Origin of the sequence: Streptomyces sp. NBC_01465, from assembly GCF_036227325.1 — a bacterium.
GTDB lineage: Bacteria > Actinomycetota > Actinomycetes > Streptomycetales > Streptomycetaceae > Streptomyces.
This window is the reverse complement of sequence record NZ_CP109467.1, coordinates 1,713,795-1,731,803: the sequence shown is the minus strand read 5'-3', so window position 1 is coordinate 1,731,803 and position 18,009 is coordinate 1,713,795. Positions and strand designations below refer to the sequence as shown.

Here is an 18,009-nt window from a genome sequence, read left to right as displayed (position 1 = left end):
AACGCTGGTTGGACGCAACGCAGCACACAGAAAGGGCGATTCGCGGTGGTTTACCACACCTGGATGCGCTATTTCACCCCCAGCCCCGTCCACCAGCGCCTCGGCCTGGTCTGCCTCGGTGTAGGCCTCCAGCACGGCACCCTGCCCACCGTCGGCCCCCGCACCCTCGACCACCACGTCGCCGTCGTCGTCAGCGCCGGCAGCGGCTGGTTCAAGGGCGCCGACGGACGCCGCACCGACATCACCGCACCCGCCCTGATCTGGCTCACCCCCGGCACAGCCCACCACTACGGACCCGACCCCGTCGCCGGCTGGGACGAATCGTTCGTCGACTTCAGCGGCCCCGCCACCACCACCTACACCGAACTCGGCTACATCGAACCCGACCGCCCCGTCGTCCCCCTCTCCGATGCCACAGGCCCCCGCGCCGCCATCGGCCGCATCGCCTGCGCCGCCCGCCGCGGCAACCCCCTCCTCGAAGTCGAGACGGGCGCCGCCGTCCACGAACTCCTCGTCGCCCTGCGCCGCGCCCGCGCCGACACCGCCCCCGACGGCGACCCCGTCCTCCAGGCCCTGGCCCGCGACGCCTTCCAGCCGCTGTCCGTCGCCGAACACGCGGCCCGCCACTCCATGACCCCCGCCGAACTCCGCACCGCCGTCCGCAGAGGCGCCGGATGCAGCCCCAAGGACTACCTTCTCGGCATCCGCCTCGGCCGCGCCAAAGAACTCCTCGCCGCCACCGAACTCCCCGTCGCCGCCGTCGCCCGCCGCGTCGGCTACGACGACCCCGCCTACTTCTCACGCCTGTTCACCCGGCGCGTCGGCACCGCCCCCATCCGCTTCCGCGAACAGCAGGGACGCACCGTCCCCGGCGGCTGGAGCAACCAGATCCCGGATCCTGAACACCCTCCGACGCTTCCCACCCGCGCCACGTAAGCTCGCTGACCATGACCGAGATCGACCCGGCCGTCCAAGCCGAGCTGAACCGCCTCCGCGGATCCATCGACAACATCGACGCGGCAGTCGTGCACATGCTCGCCGAACGCTTCAAATGCACCCAGCAGGTCGGCGTACTCAAGGCCAAGCACCAGCTGCCGCCCGCCGACCCGGCCCGCGAATCCCGCCAGATCGAACGCCTCCGCGAACTCGCCGAGAGCGCCCGCCTCGACCCGGCATTCGCGGAGAAACTGCTCAATTTCATCATCGCCGAGGTGATCCGCCACCACGAGACGATCGCCCAGTCCGGCTGACTCCCACCGTCCGCTGCGCCATGTCAGTGCCGTACGGCACCATGGGCGCATGTCCGTACTGACGCGCGACGAAGCGCAGACCCGTGCCAGGCTCCTCGATGTCCAGCGGTACACGATCGAACTCGATCTCACCCAGGGCGACGACACCTTCGACTCCCGCACCCTCATCGCCTTCACGGCACGCGAGGCCGGGGACACCTTCGTCGAAGTCAAGCCGGACACCCTGCGCTCCGTCACCCTCGACGGACAGCCCCTCGACCCCGAAACCCTCGTCGAGAACCGCCTCGCCCTGACCGGCCTCACCGCGGGCTCGCACGAACTGCGCATCGAGGCCGACATGCTCTACTCCCGTACGGGCGAAGGCATGCACCGCTTCACCGACCCGACCGACGGCGAGAGCTACGTCTACACCCAGCTCTTCATGGAAGACGTCCAGCGCGTCTTCGCCGCCTTCGACCAGCCCGACCTCAAAGCCGTCTTCGACCTCACCGTCACCGCCCCCGACGGCTGGAGCGTCCTCTCCAACGGCATCACCGAGCAGCAGGCCGACGGCCGCTGGAGCGCCGCGGCCACCCCGCTGATCTCCACCTACCTCGTCGCCGTCGCCGCAGGCCCCTGGCACTCGGTCCGCACCGAACACGCCGGCATCCCCTTCGGGATCCACTGCCGCCGTTCCCTGGCCCCCTATCTCGACGCCGACGCGGACGAAATCCTCGACATCACCCGCGCCTGCTACGACCGGTTCCACGAGAAGTTCGACGAGCCCTACCCCTTCGACTCCTACGACCAGGCCTTCGTCCCCGAATTCAACGCCGGCGCCATGGAGAACCCGGGCCTCGTCACCTTCCGCGACGAATTCGTCTACCGCTCCGCCGTCACCGACACCGAGCGCCAGACCCGCGGCATGGTCATCGCCCACGAAATGGCCCACATGTGGTTCGGCGACCTCGTCACCCTCCAGTGGTGGGACGACATCTGGCTGAACGAGTCCTTCGCCGAATACATGGGCTACCAGACCCTCGCCGAAGCCACCCGCTTCACCGACACCTGGGTCGACTTCGCCGTCGCCCGCAAGGGCTGGGGCTACGACGCCGACCAGCGCCCCTCCACCCACCCCGTCGCCCCCGACCCCGAGGCCGTCCCCGACACCGCATCGGCCCTCCTCAACTTCGACGGCATCTCCTACGCCAAGGGCGCCTCCGCCCTGCGCCAACTCGTCGCCTGGCTCGGCGAGAAGGACTTCCTGGCCGGCATCAACACCCACTTCGCCCGCCACCGCTTCGCCAACGCGACGCTTGCGGACTTCATCGACTCCCTCGCATCGGCCACCGACCGCGACGTCCACACCTGGGCCGAGCAGTGGCTGCGTACGACGGGCGTCGACACGCTGGTGCCCGAGGTCACCGGGAGCGACACCAGCTGGAGCCTCGGCATCAGCCACGCGCCCAACGCCACCGTGCGCCCCGCAGCCCTGTTCGCCGCGGACTCCGCCGGCCCGGACGGCACCACACCCCCGGCCGGCCTCGGCCGCAGCCTCGGAGCAGTCACGGCCACGGCGCGCCGGCCGCACCGCCTGGCCATCGGCCTCTACGACCACGACCCCGCCGATCCCGAGCGCCTCGTCCTCCGCACCCGCCTGGAGGCCGACGTCTCCGCGGACAAAAGCATCGGTATCGGCTCCGCCGGACGCCGCCCCGCGCTCGTCCTCCTCAACGACGGCGACCTCACCTACGCGAAGGTCCGCCTCGACCGCGAGTCCTGGGACACGGCCGTACGCTCCCTCTCCACCCTCCCCGACGCCCTCACCCGCGCCGTCTTCTGGAACGCGGCCCGCGACATGGTCCGCGACGGCGAACTGGCGCCCACCGCCTACCTGGACGCCGCCCGCACCCACATCCCGCGCGAATCCGACCTCGCCATCACCCAGGGCGTCCTCACCTTCGCCGCCACCCAGATCGCCGACCGCTACCTCGCGCCCGCCGACCGCCCCGCAGCGCTCGCCACCCTCACGGCGATCTGCCGCGACCTGATCCGCCGCACCGAGGACGGCAGCGACACGGGCCTGCGCCTCATCGCCGTACGGCACTTCATCGACGCCGCCTCCCAGCCCGACGCCATCCAGGGCTGGCTCGCCGACAGCGGAGTCCCCGGCGGCCCCGAACTCGACCCCGAACTGCGCTGGCGCATCCTCACCCGCCTCGCCGTCCTCGGCGCCACCGGCGAAACCGCCATCGCCGCCGAACTCGACCGCGACCCCAGCGCCACCGGCCAGGAAGGCGCCGCCCGCTGCCGGGCCGCCCTGCCCACCCCTGAGGCGAAGGAGGCGGCCTGGGCGGCGCTCTTCTCCGACGACACGCTCTCCAACTACCTCTTCACCGCCACAGCCCAGGGCTTCTGGCAGCCCGAACAGGCCGACCTGACCAGGGAGTACGTCCCCCGCTTCTACGAGGACGCGGTGGCACTGGCGTCCCGCCGGGGCCCCGCCATCGCGGAAGCGGCCGGCCGCCACGCCTTCCCCGCGTACGAGACGACCCGCACGGCCCTGGCCCAGGGCGAGGCCTGCCTGAGGGACGCGGAGATGATCCCGGCCCTGCGCCGCAAGCTGGTGGACCAACTGGACGACCTCCTGCGGGCGCTGAGGGTCCAGGCGGGCTAGTAGGCAAAATCGTAGGCCGCCCAGTCAGCGACCGGCCGGTATCCGATGCGCCGGTACAGGGCGTTGCTGGTGGTGTTGGCCGGGTCCGTGAACAACACGACGTCGGTGGCCCCGGCCTCCAGCGCGGCCCGGCTCACCGCGACGGTGACGGCACCCGCGTACCCCCGCCCGCGCAAGTGGGCCGGGGTGTACACGGGGTCCACCCGGACCTGCCCGCCGACCATCGGATTCACGCCCGCCATGGAGACGGGCGTGCCGTCGGGGGTCTCCCAGAAGGTGTAGCGCTTCTGCGCGAACCGGGTGCCGCCCCACGACCCGGCGTCGGCGGGAACGTCTTCCCCCACATCGGCGGCGAACTCCCGGCACCAGCGCACAAGTTGCGCCTGATCCCGCTGGCGGACGGCCCGCCCTCGCCCCGCGGGAACGGGATCGGGCGGGGTGAGGGCGCCGAGCCGGTACAGATGGAGCTGGACACGGAGCGAAGGTCTCGCGCCACTGTGCCGCTGCCAGGCGTCGCCGAAGAGGGCGGCGGTGGGGAGGTCGGCGCTCACGTAGGGCGGGTTGTGCCCGAGGGCGAGGAGGCGCCGGGAAAGGGAATCGGCCTGCTCGGATTCGAGCGAGGTGACACAGAGCCCACCGCCCGGCAGCCAGTAGAAGGCGGCACGCACACCCCCCGAACACTCCAGCCACCCCAGGACGACCACGGGCGCACCGGCGCGAAGCTTCTCGACCACGGTGAGCAGCATGGTGTGCAGGGCGGGCCGCGACTCCAGGAACGGCAGGGTACGGCCGAGAAGGAGCTCGACGCTGTCGGTGACATGCCAGCCATCGGTACACATGCCCCATGCCTGCCCCCAGCAACGGGAAACCACGCGGCACGGAGCGAGCCCCACGAACCCGCGCCCGCCAACGGCGCCCGGCCGCCCACGGCGTGGGGGGTCGCCCAACCCAGCCCCGATTAACAGGCGGGCGGGGTGGGCGGAGGATGCCCGCCGCAGGCGGGCGCACCCCGCACCGGCCCGCGCCCGCCAACGGCGCCTGGCCACCCACGGCGTGGGGGCCGCCCAACCCGACCCCCATTAACGGGCGGGCGGGAGGGCGAAGGGTCAGGCGCCCCCCACCGGCCCGCGCCCGCCAACGGCGCCCGGCCACCCACGGCGTGGGGGTCGCCGAACCCCGCCTCCATTAACGGGCGGGCGGGGTGGGCGGAGGATGCCCGCCGGAGGCGGGCGCACCCCGCACCGGCCCGCGGCCGCCAACGGCGCCTGGCCGCCCACGGCGTGGGGGTCGCCGAACCCCGCCTCCATTAACGGGCGGGCGGGGTGGGCGAAGGATGCCCGCCGGAGGCGGGCGCATGTCCCACCGGCCCGCGGCCGCCGGACACGCCAAGCCACCCCCAACCAGGAGGACCACCCCACCGGACCCGCACCCTCATAGCACCCCCACCCGCGCCAACTTCCCCCCACCGCCCCGCAGTACCACTTTCGGGTTGAGCTCGTTGTGCTGTGCAGCCGCACCACCTGATCCCCGGTCAAGCTGGTGTGTCTGCCCACGCGCACCCGAAGGACGACACCCCGCATGAACACCCCGCCCCTCTCCGGCGGCACCGCAGGCCCCGCCGCCCTGCGCCCGCTGCTGACCACCGTGCTCGACGCGCTGCACGACGGAGCCGTCGCCCGCGGCGGGCCCCTCCCGGCCGGGGGGCCGGAACACACCGCGGCCCGCGTACGCGAAGCCGTCCACCCTGTACTCCCACGCACCGGCACCGGCGCCGAAGAAGCCCTCCGCACCCTCGTCCACACCGTCGCCGAGGGCGCAGCCGACCCCGCCGACCCCCTCTGCGCCGCACACCTCCACTGCCCGCCCCTCGCCCTCGCCACCGCCGCCGACCTCGCCGCATCGGCCCTCAACCCCTCGATGGACTCCTGGGATCAGGCCCCCGCAGCCTCCGCCCTCGAAGCGCTCGTCACCAGCGCCCTCGCCACCGAGGTCTATCCCGGCCACCCCGCCCCCGACGCCCTCCTCACCACCGGCGGCACCGAGTCCAACCAGATCGCCCTCCTCCTCGCCCGCGAACGCCACGGCCCCGTCCAAGTGGTCTGCGGCGCCAACGCCCACCACTCCCTGCGCCGCGCAGCCTGGCTCCTGGGCCTGCCCGAACCCGTCGCCGTCCCCGCCCCCTCCGGCACCATGGACCTCGCCGCGCTCGACGCCGCCCTCACCGACCTGCACCCCCCGCTCCTCGTCGTCGCCACCGCCGGCACCACCGACACCGGCCAGATCGACCCGATCCCCGAGATCGCCGACCTCTGCGACACCCACGGCGCCGAACTCCACATCGACGCCGCGTACGGCGGCCCGCTCCTCTTCTCCGCCACCCACCGCCCCAAACTCACCGGCATCGACCGCGCCCACTCGGTCACCCTCGACCTCCACAAACTCGGCTGGCAGCCCGCCGCCGCAGGCGTCGTCGCCGTGGCCGACCCCACCCGCCTGGACGCCCTCCACCACACCGCCGACTACCTCAACGCCGACGACGACACCGAGGCCGGCCTCCCCGACCTCCTCGGCCGATCCCTCCGTACGACCAGACGACCCGACGTACTCAAGATCGCCGTCACCCTCCGCGCCCTAGGCCGCGACGGCCTCGCCCACCTCGTCGACCGCACCTGCGCACTCGCCGCCGAACTCGCCCAACTAACCACCGAACACCCGCACTTCGAGCTGTACGAGCCCCCCACCATCTCCACCGTCCTCCTGCGCCCCACCGACGCAGACGACACAACCCTCGCCACCCTCAGACGCACCCTCCTCGACCAGGGCAGAGCCGTCCTCGGCCGCGCCCGCACCGCCGACGGCCGCCTCTGGCTCAAAGCGACCCTCCTCAACCCCCACGCCACCACCGACGACCTGCACACACTCCTGAAACTCCTGGAAGGCAGCACACCCCGATGACCGCCCCCCAGCAGCACCCCGAAGACCAGCCCCACGACCTGGTGGGCATCGGCATCGGCCCCTTCAACCTCTCCCTCGCCGCCCTCGCCGACGGCGTACACGGCCAGATCGCCACCGCCTTCTACGAACAGCGCCCCGCCTTCCACTGGCACCCCGGCCTCCTCATCGAGGGCGCAACCCTCCAAGTCCCGTTCCTCGCCGACCTGGTGACCCTCGCAGACCCGGCCAGCCCCTGGACGTTCCTCAACTACCTCAAGTCCCGCGAGCGCCTCTTCCCCTTCTACTTCGCCGAGCGCTTCCACATCCAGCGCACCGAGTACGACGCCTACTGCCGCTGGGTCAGCGAGAACCTCACCGGACTCCACTTCGGCCACCAGGTCGACGCCGTCCGCTGGAACCCCGAACGCTCCCTGTTCGAGGTCGACTTCACCCAGCTCGACACCGAGGGCGAAGCCGAAGCCCTGGGCCGCGCCTACACCCGTAACCTCGCACTCGGCGTCGGCACCGAGCCGTACATCCCCGAACCCCTCAAGCCCCTCGCCGAGGCCCCCACCGTCCCCGTCGTCCACTCCGCGGACTACCTCACCCACCGCGCCCGCCTCCTCGCCGCCGAGCACATCACCGTCATCGGCTCGGGACAGTCCGGCGCGGAAGTCTTCCTCGACCTGCTCCGCGCCCGCCCCGCAGGCCGCGAGAAGCTCACCTGGCTGGCCCGCAGCGAATCGTTCGCACCCATGGAGTACTCCAAGCTCGGCCTGGAACACTTCACCCCCGACTACACCCGCTACTTCCACCACCTGCCCGAGGGCGTACGCGACAAGCTCGTCCCCCAGCAGTGGCAGCTCCACAAGGGCATCGACGCCGACACCATCAACGCCATCCACGAGGAGCTCTACCGCCGCACCCAGCACGGCGGCTGGCCCGACGCCACGATCACCCCCGGCGTCTCCGTCCGCACCGCGGGCCGCGTCGGCGCCACCAAGGTCGAACTCCACCTGGAACACGCCCAGCAGTCCACCCGCTCCCGCCTCACCACCGACGCCGTAGTCCTCGCCACCGGCTACAAGGAACGCTCCGTCGACGGCATGCTCGCCGGCATCGACCCGTACATGCGCCGAGACTCCTCCGAGCGCCCCCGCATCGACGAGAACTACCGCCTGGTCCTCGACCCCAGCGTCACCGGCTCCGTCTACGTACAGAACGCGGAACGCCACACCCACGGCGTCGGCGCCCCCGACCTCGGCCTCGCCGCCTGGCGCAGCGCGACCATCCTCAACTCCCTCACCGGCAAGGAGCCCTACCCGCTCCCGCGCCGCACCGCGTTCACCAGCTTCGGCCTCGACCGCGAGAAGGCCCTCCCGCCGCAACGCCACGAAGGCCTCGTACCGCTCGCCGAACGCACCTGACACAAAAGGGGGCTGCCCAAGGGAAACGAACCCCGGACAGCCCCCTCTCACTACGTACGCGCTAGAAGACCGGCACGCCGTCCCGCGTCAGCTTCCAGTCCACCGAAGCGAACGCCGCCGGGTCCACCGAACCCTTCGCCTTCACCCACGAGATGATCGTGTTGCGGATCTCCTCGGAGTTCGCCCACAGCTGCTGCGCACCCGGAACGTGCGGGAAGTTCCCGCCACCGCTCGCCCGGTAGTTGTTCACCGCCAGCACGAACTGCGCCGCAGGATCGATCGCCTTGCCCTCGAAGGACAGACCCACGATCCGCGAACCGGCCGCCTTCGCGATGTCGATCTCGTACGTCAGCCCGGAGACCGCGTCGTAGTTGTAGTCCGGAGTGTTGTCCGCGTTCGTCAGCTTCGACGTGTCGACCACACCACCCGCGGGCGTCTGCACGTAGTACCGCGCCGAGAACTCCAGATAGTCCTTCAGCTGAGCACCTGTCAGCAGCCGCGCCTCAAGGGTGTTCTCGAACGGATACAGACCCGCAGCGTCCTTGATCGTCACATTGCCGGCCGGGATCTGCGCGGTGCGCGAGAAGCACGACGCCTGCGAAAGCACCGGCAGCGCCGCGTACGCGCCGCCCGCCAGGGCAGCCTTCACCGTCTCCGCCTGGACGACATTGATCAGATCGATGATCGGCTCGTCCTTCCAGGCCGCCTCGGCCGTCGTCATCGCCGCGGTCGACGTGCCGATGACCTGGTTGACGTACGCCACGACCTTCGTGTGCTCGTCCACCAGCAGCTTGGTGATCTTCGGGTCCTCGGCGACCGTATTGGAGTTCAGCACCTGCGCGCCGACCTTCTCCACCGTCCAACGGCCCTTCGCCCACACCAGATCGAAGTCGAACAGCGTCAGCCGCTGACCCCACTTCAGCGGCTCCGACAGCACGACCTTCTTGCCGGTCGCCTTGTTCTCCACGAAGTACTCGGGAATCTCCGTGTGCGCGTGCCCGACCAGAATCGCGTCGATGCCCGGGACCTGCTCGGCCACCAGACCGGCCGCGTTCTCGATGTACGGCAGCTGGTCACCGTACGACGACGTACCGCTCGACCCCGAGTGCGCCGACACGATCACCACGTCCGCGCCCATGGAGCGAAGCTTCGGCACCCACTTCGCCGCCTGCTCCTCAAGACCGGGGAAGACCATCTTCCCGCTCACATTGGCCTTGTCCCAGATCGCGATGCCCGGGTTCGTCAGCCCGAGGACCGCGACCTTCACATCGTGGCCGTGCGGGGTGCGGACCCGCTTGATGACGTACGGGGCGAACGCCGGCTTCAGCGTCTTCGCGTCCAGCGCGTTCGCACCGAGCAGCGGGAAGTCGCACTGCTCCTCGAACTTGCGCAGCACCGGGATGCCGTAGTTGAACTCGTGGTTGCCGAGCGCCGCGGCGTCATAACCGATCGCGTTCATCGCCTGCGCCATCGGGTGCACCGGACCGTGCTTCGCCGTGATCGGGTCGACCTTGGCGTAGTAGTACGAGAGCTGCGTGCCCTGGATCGTGTCACCCGCATCGATCATCAGGGTGTTGCGGCGGCCCTTCTCCTTGCGGATCTGGTCCACCAGCGTGGAGATCTTCGCCAGGCCGACGTCGTTGTGGGCCTTGTCGTCGAACTCCTTGTCCGTGAAGTAGTCCCAGTTGAAGACATTCCCGTGCAGATCGGTCGTGCCCATCACCGTGAAGGAGTACCGCTTCGGCGGACGTCCGTGACCGTGGCCGTGCTCGTGCGCCTCGGCCGGCACAGCGGTACCCCCGGCGATCGCGGCACCCGCACCGACAGCGGCCGACGTACCAAGAAACGTCCTGCGATCCAGCGGCATTTTGCCCCCTCTTGAGCAGCTCTTGAACTTAACAACGCGCGTAGATTCTGACCCAGCGGCACCACACGGCAACACCCCTGACAGGTTTCGATCTGGTGACTGCCAGTTGTCCGACCTGGATGCGAAGGTGGACCCATGGCCGGAACACCGGAAACACCCCTCGTCACCGTCCGCGGCGAAGCCACCCTCGAAGTCGACCCCGAGATCGCCACCGTCTCCGTCCTCGTCAGCGCCCGCGGCAAAGACCGCAGAGCCGCACTCGAGGACCTCACCAGGCGCAACGCAGCCGTCCTCGAACTCACCAAGGGATACGGAGACGCCGTCGAAAAGCTCGAATCCGGCCGCTTCTCCATCAGCCCCGAACTCAGCACCCACGGCCGCGGCGAACGCATCCGCGCCTACCACGGCCGCGTCCACATCACCGCCGTACTGAACGACTTCACCGCCCTCGGCGAACTCACCACCCGCCTCGCCGACCTCGAACTCACCCGCGTCGACGGCCCCTGGTGGTCCCTGCGCCCCACCTCACCCGCCCAGGGCGAGGCACGCCGCCAAGCAGTGAAGGAAGCCGTCACCCGCGCCCGCGAGTACGCGGCAGCACTCGGCGCCGAGCTCGCAGCCCTCCTCGAACTCGCCGACCAGGGCGTCGAGAACGGCCATTCCACCGTCTCGCGCGCCGGGGGCTTCAGCCGCCGGATGTCCCTCGCGGCCGACGCCGAAGACAGCGCAGCCCCCGCCCTCGACCTCGAACCACAACGCCAGACCGTCTACGCCCAGGTCACCGCGCGCTTCACCATGAGCCCGCCAAAACTCTGACCCGAACACGCCCCTGAATGCTCATCAGAGCACCCCGGCGCACAATTCAACACTTGTCAATAACCTTTCACGCAAAGGTTGTTGAGTAGTCATGCGCAGCCAATTCCCTACCCACCGGTAAGGCCTAGGCTCGAACCATGCGCCGAGCAAAGATCGTCTGTACCCTGGGCCCCGCCACCGACACATACGACCAGATCAAGGCACTGGTCGAAGCCGGAATGGACATTGCCCGCTTCAACCTCAGCCACGGCACCTACGCCGAGCACGAGGAGCGCTACCAGCGCGTCCGCAAAGCAGCCGACGAAACCGGCCGCAGCGTCGGAATCCTCGCCGACCTTCAAGGCCCGAAGATCCGGCTCGGACGCTTCGCCGAAGGCCCCGTACTCCTTGAACGCGGCGACGAGTTCACCATCACCGTCGAACCCGGCACCCAAGGGACCCGCCACACCTGCGGCACCACCTACGACGGCCTCCACACCGACGTCACCGCAGGCGAACGCATCCTCGTCGACGACGGCAAAGTCGCCCTCGAAGTCACCTCGGTCGACGGCCCCCGCGTCCACACCACCGTCGTCGAAGGCGGCATGGTCTCCGACCACAAGGGCCTCAACCTCCCCGGCGTCGCCGTCTCCGTCCCCGCCCTCAGCGAGAAGGACATCGAAGACCTCCGCTGGGCGCTGCGCACCGGAGCCGACATCATCGCCCTCTCCTTCGTACGCAGCGGACGCGACATCGAAGACGTCCACCGCATCATGGAAGAAGAAGGCCGCCGCCTCCCCGTCATCGCCAAGGTCGAAAAACCCCAGGCCGTCGAGAACATCGAGGACATCGTCGCCGCATTCGACGGCATCATGGTCGCCCGCGGCGACCTCGGCGTCGAAATGCCCCTCGAACAAGTCCCGATCGTCCAGAAGCGCGCCATCAAACTCGCCAAGCGCAATGCGAAGCCGGTCATCGTCGCCACCCAAATGCTCGAATCGATGATCGACAACTCCCGCCCCACACGCGCCGAAGCGAGCGACGTCGCCAACGCCGTCATCGACGGAACGGACGCCGTGATGCTCTCCGGCGAAACCAGCGTCGGCAAATACCCCATCGAGACGGTCAAGACGATGGGCCGCATCGTAGAAGCGGCAGAAGAAGACGTCCTCGCCAAGGGACTCCCGCCGCTCACCGAACGCAACAAGCCCCGCACCCAAGGCGGAGCAGTAGCCCGCGCAGCCGCCGAAATGGGCGACTTCCTCGGCGCCAAATTCCTCGTCGCCTTCACCCAGTCCGGCGACACCGTCAAACGCCTCAGCCGCTACCGCTCACCCATCCCGCTCCTCGCCTTCACCCCCGAACCGGCCACCCGCTCCCAGCTCAACCTCACCTGGGGCGTGGAGACCTTCCTCGGCCCCCGCGTCGAATCCACCGACGAAATGGTCGCCCAAGTCGACGAACTCCTCCTCCGCGTCGGCCGCTGCCAGAAGGGCGACGTCGTCGTCATCACCGCAGGCTCCCCGCCCGGCGTCGCAGGCTCCACCAACATGGTCCGCGTCCACCACATCGGCGAGGACGACAGCCCCAAGTAGGCACAGAAGGGGGGTCCTTCACCTGAACAGATGGGCCCCTCTTCGTCTGCGCGCCCCGAACTACGGCGTCACCACCGCGAAGTTGGCATCCGGCTTGTCGACGACCGCCAGAAGCTTCTGCAGCAGCGTCACATCACCCGCCACCTTGATGTCACCGAGCCCGGCACCACCCAGCATCTGCAGCAACTGCGGCTTCGTCATGGTCAGCGTCACCCCGGCAGCGCTGTCCGCCTTCGCATCACTCCGATACGTCAACGCACCGTTCTGCAGCAGCAGATGCCACGTCGTCCCCAGCGCCGGGAACGTCCAGTCCATCTTGATCTTCAGATCCCAGGCCTTCGGACCATTGATCCGGATCGCGACCGAGTCGATCAACTGATCCACCGAGAGCGCCATCATCATCGTCGGGCTCACGGAGGTCGACTCACCCGGCTTCACGCCATTGAGCAGCTCCATGGCACCCGTGAGATAGAAGTTGCGCCACACGGCGTTCTCCGACGCGTGCGCCAGCGTCGTGTAGACCTTCGCGAGCTCCTTCTTCGCCCGGGTGTGCTCCGGATCGGCGAAGACCACATGGTTCAACAGCGTTGCGGCGAACCGCAGATCACCCTTGTGCACGAACTCCAGCGCCTTCGCGACCGTCGCCCCACGACCACCCAACGCCTTCACGTACCGCTTGGCCTCCTCCACCGGAGGGTGCTCCCAGAGGTGCGCCGGGTTCGCGTCGAACCAGCCCATGTACCGCTGGTAGATGCCCTTCACGTTGTGCGACAGCGAGCCGTAGTACCCGCGGTTGGCCCACACCTCCGCCAGCGCCGGCGGCAGCACGATCTCCTCGGCGATCTCCCGGCCCGTCTTCCCGATGTTGATCATCCGGAGGGTCTGGTCATGCATGTACGTGTACAGATCCCGCTGACTCTCCAGCAGACCGACGATGTTCTCCTCGCCCCACGTAGGCCAGTGGTGCTGCGCGAACGCGACATCCACCTGCCCGGAGAAGAGTTCAACGGACTCGTTCAGATAGTGCGCCCACTCACGGGCGTCACGGACCTGCGCACCGCGCAGCGTGATGATGTTGTGCATCGTGTGAGTGGCGTTCTCCGCCATGCACACGGCCCGGAGGTCGGGGAAGAGGAAGTTCATCTCCGCCGGGGCCTCGGTGCCCGGAGTCATCTGGAACTCGATCTTCACGCCGTCGATCGTCTCGACCTGACCGGTCTCGGAGACGTACTTCGTGGGCGTGATCAGCCCCACGGTCCCGAGCGAAACGTTCTGCCCGAGACCACAACCGATCTGCCCGGCGGCTGACTTGGGGAGCTGGGCGCCGTACATGTAGGAGGAGCGGCGGGTCATGGCGGTGCCCGCGTACACGTTCTCCGAGACGGCGTGCTCCACGAACCCCTCGGGGGCGTAGACGGGCACGCTGCCGGCGCCGTTGGGCAGAACGCCGTACGCGCCGCCGAAGTGGTCGACGTGCGGGTGGGTGTAGATGAGGCCCGTGACGGGCTTGTCGCCGCGGTTGTCGCGGTAGAGCTTTAGCGCGGCGGCGGCGGTCTCCGCGGATATGAGGGTGTCGATGACGATGATGCCGGTGTCGCCCTCGACGATCGTCATGTTCGCGAGGTCGAGCCCACGGACCTGGTAGATCCGGTCGGTGACCTTGTAGAGCCCCTGCTTGGAGACGAGCTGCGACTGCCGCCAGAGGCTCTTGTTGGCGGTTTTGGGTGCGTCGCCCTTGAGGAAGGCGTAGGCGTCGTTGTCCCAGACCACCTTGCCGGCGGCGTTCTTGACGACACCGGGGGTGAGGGCGGCGATGAAGCCCTTGTCGGCGTTGGTGAAGTCGGTGGTGTCGTCGTAGTTCAAGGAATCCCCATCGGTAGCGCTGAGTTCACCGTCGGCGGCCGCACCGAGGGGTCTCCCGGCGGCGAACGCCTCCGGACTGACGGCTACGGCCGCAGCGGCGGCTCCGGCGGCTGCTGCGACGAAGCCGCGGCGGTTGATGGGGCTCATGCGTACCTCTTCGGACGATGATCGCGACAGGGATGACGCGAACTTCGCAGGGCGGGTACGGGTGGGTCAAGGTTTCGAAGGGGATTTGGTGATGATCCCTGGCGGGGCTGTGGGGGGTTGTGACGCGTCACATTGTTCGGTCAGTACTTGGGTCCTACGTGTAGGTCCATGAGTGCGACGGATGCGCGCTGGGCGACGGAGATGTTCCACGGCTTCCCGTGCCGGGTGCAGGGCCTCCACTGGATGCCGAGCTTGTCGAGGGTGTCCGTGTAGAGCTTCAGGATGTCGACGGAGACATTGGTGAACCAGTAGCGGGGGTACTCGTACCGCTTGCGTTCACCGCCGACGATCCGCGTGGTCCAGTTCATGTTCCGGCACCCGTCGGAGTGGATGAGCCCACGGATGAAGTCCCAGGGGTGGGCGTCCACGATCTCCTGCTGCCAGGGTTTGAGGGCGATGGGGCGCTCGTGCTTCCTGCCGGGGCCGTGCTGAGGAAACAGGCAGTACAGGTGGTTCGAGTAGATCTTGATGTTGTGGCAGCCCGTCTTGCGGACCCGGCACGTGGCGTTCTCCGGGAACACCGCGCGCATTGCCGACTCGGCCTCGTCCTGGATGCCGGGCCACGAATCGTCGAGGGTGATCATGAGGCTGGGTGACCGGTGCTGGGAGTACAGGCTTATGTGCCCATCGCCCAGGTAAAGGCCCAGCAGATAGGCGTAGGCGCGCTCGTCGAACGCGACGCCATCGCATCGTGGACACTTCGGATTGTGCTTCCCGGGGCACTCGCCGCGCTTGGATCGTTCCGTGTGGAGCCAGTAGCCGATGGTCCCAGCAGGCACGTTCAGCTCGCGTGCGACATCGGCATTCTTAGCCCCGCCGCGCAGCAATGTGAGGGCCTTCTGGCGCACCTCTGAGTCGTGGAAGTTCATACGTCAACGGTGCGTGTTGGCCGCATCCCACAAGGTGAGATCGGCAGAGTGTGACTCTGCACACATTCAAGAGGTACCGGGTGCGGGAATCGAACCCGCAAGCCCTTTCAGGCAGAGGTGTTTGAGACCTCCGTGTTTACCATTTCACCAACCCGGCTCGGTGCTGATCGGAAGTGTACCGGGTCACTGTGCGCCCCCGCCTCTAGGTAGGCTCATGGGGCAGCGCATGCCCCGCAACGAGGAGTCCCCGTGACCGCCCCCGAGTCGCCCCAGCCCGTCGCCGACGACGATGACAAGTCGCACGTCCCGCCGCTGACGACCCGTGTCGTCATCGCCGAGGACGAGGCCCTCATCCGCCTCGACCTCAAAGAGATGCTCGAAGAAGAGGGCTACGCGGTCGTAGGCGAGGCCGGTGACGGGCAGACCGCCGTCGATCTCGCCCGGGAGCACAAGCCCGACCTCGTCATCCTCGATGTGAAGATGCCCATCCTGGACGGCATCTCCGCCGCAGAGAAGATCGCGGAGGAGTCCATCGCCCCCGTGCTGATGCTCACCGCGTTCTCGCAGCGCGACCTCGTGGAGCGGGCGCGGGACGCCGGAGCGATGGCGTACCTCGTGAAGCCGTTCTCCAAGAGCGACGTCGTGCCGGCCATCGAGATGGCCGTCTCCCGCTTCTCCGAGCTGAAGGCTCTGGAGTCCGAGGTCGCCGACCTCACCCTCCGCCTGGAGACGCGCAAGCTCGTGGACCGCGCGAAGTCGATCCTGCAGACGCAGTACGGACTGACCGAGCCGGCCGCGTTCCGCTGGATCCAGAAGACGTCGATGGACCGGCGCCTCTCGATGCAGCAGGTCGCCGAGGCGGTCATCGAGGACGCCGAGGAGAAGAAGGCCGCGAAGGGCCAGTAGTACCAAGCGCAACAGAGGGCCCGCACCAGCCGGTGCGGGCCCTCTGCATTCCCTGGAGGGGTCAGTCCTCGCCGAGGTACGCCTTGCGGACGGACTCGTCGTGGAGCAGGTCCTGGCCCGTGCCGGAGAGCGCGATCTTGCCGATCTCCATGACGTGACCGTAGTCGGCGAGCGAGAGCGCGGCCTGGGCGTTCTGTTCGACCAGGAGGATCGTCGTGCCCTGGGACTTCAGCTCGACGATGGTCTCCATGATCTTCTGCATCATGATCGGGGAGAGCCCCATGGAGGGCTCGTCGAGCATGAGCAGCTTGGGCTGGGACATTAGGGCGCGGCCCATGGCGAGCATCTGCTGTTCGCCGCCGGAGAGGGTGCCGGAGGCCTGCTTCCGGCGTTCTCCCAGGATGGGGAAGAGGTCGTACGCGCGCTGGATGTCCTTCTCGATCCCCGCCTTGTCGGTGCGGAGGAACGCGCCGAGCTGGAGGTTCTCCGCGATGCTGAGGCGCGGGAAGATGTGGCGGCCTTCGGGGGAGTGGGCAAGGCCCAGCGCGACGATCTTGTGCGCGGGGACGCCGGCGAGCGGCTTGCCCTCGAAGGTGATCTTGCCGCCGATGGGCTTGAGGAGGCCCGAGAGGGTGCGGAGGGTGGTGGTCTTGCCCGCACCGTTGGTGCCGATGAGGGTGACGACCTGGCCGGCTTCGACGCTGAAGGAGATGCCCTTGACGGCTTCGATCTTGCCGTAGGCGACCCTGAGGTCTTCGACCTCGAGGAGAGCGGTCACTTGGTGTCTCCTTCGGTGCTTGCGGCATCCGCTGCTGCTTCTACTTCGGCGACTTCTTCGGCGCCGGGGGCGCCTTCGAAGGGGGTGCCGAGGTAGGCGGCGATGACGCGTTCGTCGCTCTGGACGACGTCGGAGGTGCCTTCGACGAGTTTTTCGCCTTGTACGAGGCAGGCGACGCGGTCGCAGAGGTTGAAGATGAAGCGCATGTCGTGCTCGATGACGAGGACGGCGATGCCCTGGTCGCGTACGGCGAAGATCAACTCTTCGGTGGCGCGCGTCTCTTGGGGGTTCATGCCGGCGGTGGGCTCGTCCAGGAGGAGGAGGCCGGGTTCGCTGGCGAGGGCGCGGGCGATTTCGAGCTTGCGCTGTTCGCCGTACGGGAGGTTGCGCGCGAGGTGGTCGGCTTTGGCGGCGAGGCCGGTGAACTCGAGGAGTTCCATGGCGCGTTCGTGCGATGCGGCTTCGGCCTTCTTGAAGCCGGGGCCGCGCAGGAGGGCCGACCAGAGGCCTTCTTTGGTGCGGGTGTGGCGGCCGACGAGGACGTTCTCCAGGACGGTCATGTTGGAGAAGAGCCGGATGTTCTGGAAGGTGCGCGCCATGCCGGCTTTGGTGACGAGGTGGGGCTTGGAGGGGAGGACGGTGCCCTTGTAGCGGACGGTGCCCTCGGTGGGGATGTAGAGGCCGGTGAGGCAGTTGAAGAAGGTGGTCTTGCCTGCGCCGTTGGGGCCGATGAGGCCGACGATCTCGCCGCTGTTGACGGTGAAGTCGACGCTTCGTACGGCGGTGAGTCCGCCGAAGCGCATGGTGACTCCGGTGGCCTCCAGGACGGGGGCGCCGGTGGTGGTGTCGGTGGTCATGTCGG

14 protein-coding genes and 1 tRNA gene are annotated in these 18,009 nt (G+C 68.6%); 8 read left to right on the top strand and 7 right to left on the bottom strand.

Features of this window, described 5'->3' with window-relative positions:
• Positions 1–63: 63 nt before the first annotated feature.
• From OG707_RS07935 to pepN, 3 genes are read left to right on the top strand one after another with little or no spacing between them, the layout of a single operon-like run.
• Complete coding sequence (locus tag OG707_RS07935; protein WP_329115829.1) at positions 64–936, top strand: AraC family transcriptional regulator; 873 nt, start codon at positions 64–66, stop codon at positions 934–936.
• An 11-nt stretch (positions 937–947) separates the two neighbouring features.
• Entirely contained in the window at positions 948–1,250 is a 303-nt protein-coding gene (locus OG707_RS07930) for a chorismate mutase (protein ID WP_329115827.1), read from the top strand.
• 49 nt (positions 1,251–1,299) lie between these two features.
• Positions 1,300–3,906 carry an aminopeptidase N gene (gene pepN, locus OG707_RS07925; RefSeq protein WP_329115825.1) on the top strand — a complete coding sequence of 869 codons (2,607 nt, stop codon included), beginning with the start codon at positions 1,300–1,302 and terminating at the stop codon, positions 3,904–3,906.
• Here the strand turns inward: pepN and OG707_RS07920 are convergent.
• Positions 3,903–4,745: a GNAT family N-acetyltransferase gene (locus OG707_RS07920; protein ID WP_329115823.1), complete on the bottom strand. Its 843-nt coding sequence runs from the start codon at positions 4,743–4,745 to the stop codon at positions 3,903–3,905. The genes pepN and OG707_RS07920 overlap by 4 nt on opposite strands.
• Before the next feature lie 739 nt (positions 4,746–5,484).
• Between OG707_RS07920 and OG707_RS07915 the strand changes: the two genes are divergently transcribed.
• Positions 5,485–6,861 (top strand): pyridoxal phosphate-dependent decarboxylase family protein, encoded by a 1,377-nt coding sequence (locus OG707_RS07915; RefSeq protein ID WP_329115821.1) that lies wholly within the window; start codon positions 5,485–5,487, stop codon positions 6,859–6,861.
• Entirely contained in the window at positions 6,858–8,267 is a 1,410-nt protein-coding gene (locus OG707_RS07910; protein ID WP_329115819.1) for a lysine N(6)-hydroxylase/L-ornithine N(5)-oxygenase family protein, read from the top strand. Before OG707_RS07915 ends, OG707_RS07910 begins: the two co-directional genes overlap by 4 nt.
• A 61-nt stretch (positions 8,268–8,328) precedes the next feature.
• Here OG707_RS07910 and OG707_RS07905 read toward each other — a convergent pair whose 3' ends face one another.
• On the bottom strand, positions 8,329–10,134 hold the full coding sequence (locus OG707_RS07905; RefSeq protein WP_329115817.1) for a bifunctional metallophosphatase/5'-nucleotidase: 1,806 nt from the start codon (positions 10,132–10,134) through the stop codon (positions 8,329–8,331).
• Positions 10,135–10,269: 135 nt separating this feature from the next.
• Between OG707_RS07905 and OG707_RS07900 the strand changes: the two genes are divergently transcribed.
• Both OG707_RS07900 and pyk read left to right on the top strand, forming a co-directional pair.
• On the top strand, positions 10,270–10,950 hold the full coding sequence (locus tag OG707_RS07900) for an SIMPL domain-containing protein (protein WP_329115815.1): 681 nt from the start codon (positions 10,270–10,272) through the stop codon (positions 10,948–10,950).
• A 137-nt stretch (positions 10,951–11,087) separates the two neighbouring features.
• On the top strand, positions 11,088–12,524 hold the full coding sequence (gene pyk / locus OG707_RS07895) for a pyruvate kinase (protein ID WP_329115813.1): 1,437 nt from the start codon (positions 11,088–11,090) through the stop codon (positions 12,522–12,524).
• Between the two features lie 60 nt (positions 12,525–12,584).
• Here the strand turns inward: pyk and OG707_RS07890 are convergent, their stop codons facing one another.
• The 3 genes from OG707_RS07890 to OG707_RS07880 form a co-directional block, all read right to left on the bottom strand.
• On the bottom strand, positions 12,585–14,534 hold the full coding sequence (locus tag OG707_RS07890) for an alkyl/aryl-sulfatase (protein WP_329115811.1): 1,950 nt from the start codon (positions 14,532–14,534) through the stop codon (positions 12,585–12,587).
• A 140-nt stretch (positions 14,535–14,674) separates the two neighbouring features.
• Positions 14,675–15,463 (bottom strand): helix-turn-helix domain-containing protein, encoded by a 789-nt coding sequence (locus OG707_RS07885; protein WP_329115810.1) that lies wholly within the window; start codon positions 15,461–15,463, stop codon positions 14,675–14,677.
• 74 nt (positions 15,464–15,537) lie between these two features.
• Positions 15,538–15,620 (bottom strand) — tRNA-Leu (locus OG707_RS07880).
• 92 nt (positions 15,621–15,712) lie between these two features.
• On the opposite strand from OG707_RS07880, the gene OG707_RS07875 reads away from it, so the two are divergent.
• Positions 15,713–16,369, top strand: a complete 657-nt coding sequence (locus OG707_RS07875) for an ANTAR domain-containing response regulator (protein ID WP_329115808.1) — start codon at positions 15,713–15,715, stop codon at positions 16,367–16,369.
• Between the two features lie 61 nt (positions 16,370–16,430).
• Here OG707_RS07875 and OG707_RS07870 read toward each other — a convergent pair whose 3' ends face one another.
• Together OG707_RS07870 and OG707_RS07865 are read right to left on the bottom strand one after the other, a co-directional pair.
• Positions 16,431–17,147 carry an ABC transporter ATP-binding protein gene (locus OG707_RS07870; RefSeq protein ID WP_329115805.1) on the bottom strand — a complete coding sequence of 239 codons (717 nt, stop codon included), beginning with the start codon at positions 17,145–17,147 and terminating at the stop codon, positions 16,431–16,433.
• The gene (locus tag OG707_RS07865) at positions 17,144–18,004 is read right to left on the bottom strand and encodes an ABC transporter ATP-binding protein (RefSeq protein WP_329115803.1); all 861 of its coding nucleotides are present in this window, start codon (positions 18,002–18,004) and stop codon (positions 17,144–17,146) included. Before OG707_RS07865 ends, OG707_RS07870 begins: the two co-directional genes overlap by 4 nt.
• Between the last annotated feature and the right edge of the window lie 5 nt (positions 18,005–18,009).

Excerpts from the sequence above, each read along its gene's own strand:
- OG707_RS07935 (WP_329115829.1), top strand. The coding sequence starts at position 64 with ATGCGCTATTTCACCCCCAGCCCCGTCCACCAGCGCCTCGGCCTGGTC.
- OG707_RS07930 (WP_329115827.1), top strand. The coding sequence starts at position 948 with ATGACCGAGATCGACCCGGCCGTCCAAGCCGAGCTGAACCGCCTCCGC.
- pepN (WP_329115825.1), top strand. The coding sequence starts at position 1,300 with ATGTCCGTACTGACGCGCGACGAAGCGCAGACCCGTGCCAGGCTCCTC.
- OG707_RS07920 (WP_329115823.1), bottom strand. The coding sequence starts at position 4,745 with ATGTGTACCGATGGCTGGCATGTCACCGACAGCGTCGAGCTCCTTCTC.
- OG707_RS07915 (WP_329115821.1), top strand. The coding sequence starts at position 5,485 with ATGAACACCCCGCCCCTCTCCGGCGGCACCGCAGGCCCCGCCGCCCTG.
- OG707_RS07910 (WP_329115819.1), top strand. The coding sequence starts at position 6,858 with ATGACCGCCCCCCAGCAGCACCCCGAAGACCAGCCCCACGACCTGGTG.
- OG707_RS07905 (WP_329115817.1), bottom strand. The coding sequence starts at position 10,134 with ATGCCGCTGGATCGCAGGACGTTTCTTGGTACGTCGGCCGCTGTCGGT.
- OG707_RS07900 (WP_329115815.1), top strand. The coding sequence starts at position 10,270 with ATGGCCGGAACACCGGAAACACCCCTCGTCACCGTCCGCGGCGAAGCC.
- pyk (WP_329115813.1), top strand. The coding sequence starts at position 11,088 with ATGCGCCGAGCAAAGATCGTCTGTACCCTGGGCCCCGCCACCGACACA.
- OG707_RS07890 (WP_329115811.1), bottom strand. The coding sequence starts at position 14,534 with ATGAGCCCCATCAACCGCCGCGGCTTCGTCGCAGCAGCCGCCGGAGCC.
- OG707_RS07885 (WP_329115810.1), bottom strand. The coding sequence starts at position 15,463 with ATGAACTTCCACGACTCAGAGGTGCGCCAGAAGGCCCTCACATTGCTG.
- OG707_RS07865 (WP_329115803.1), bottom strand. The coding sequence starts at position 18,004 with ATGACCACCGACACCACCACCGGCGCCCCCGTCCTGGAGGCCACCGGA.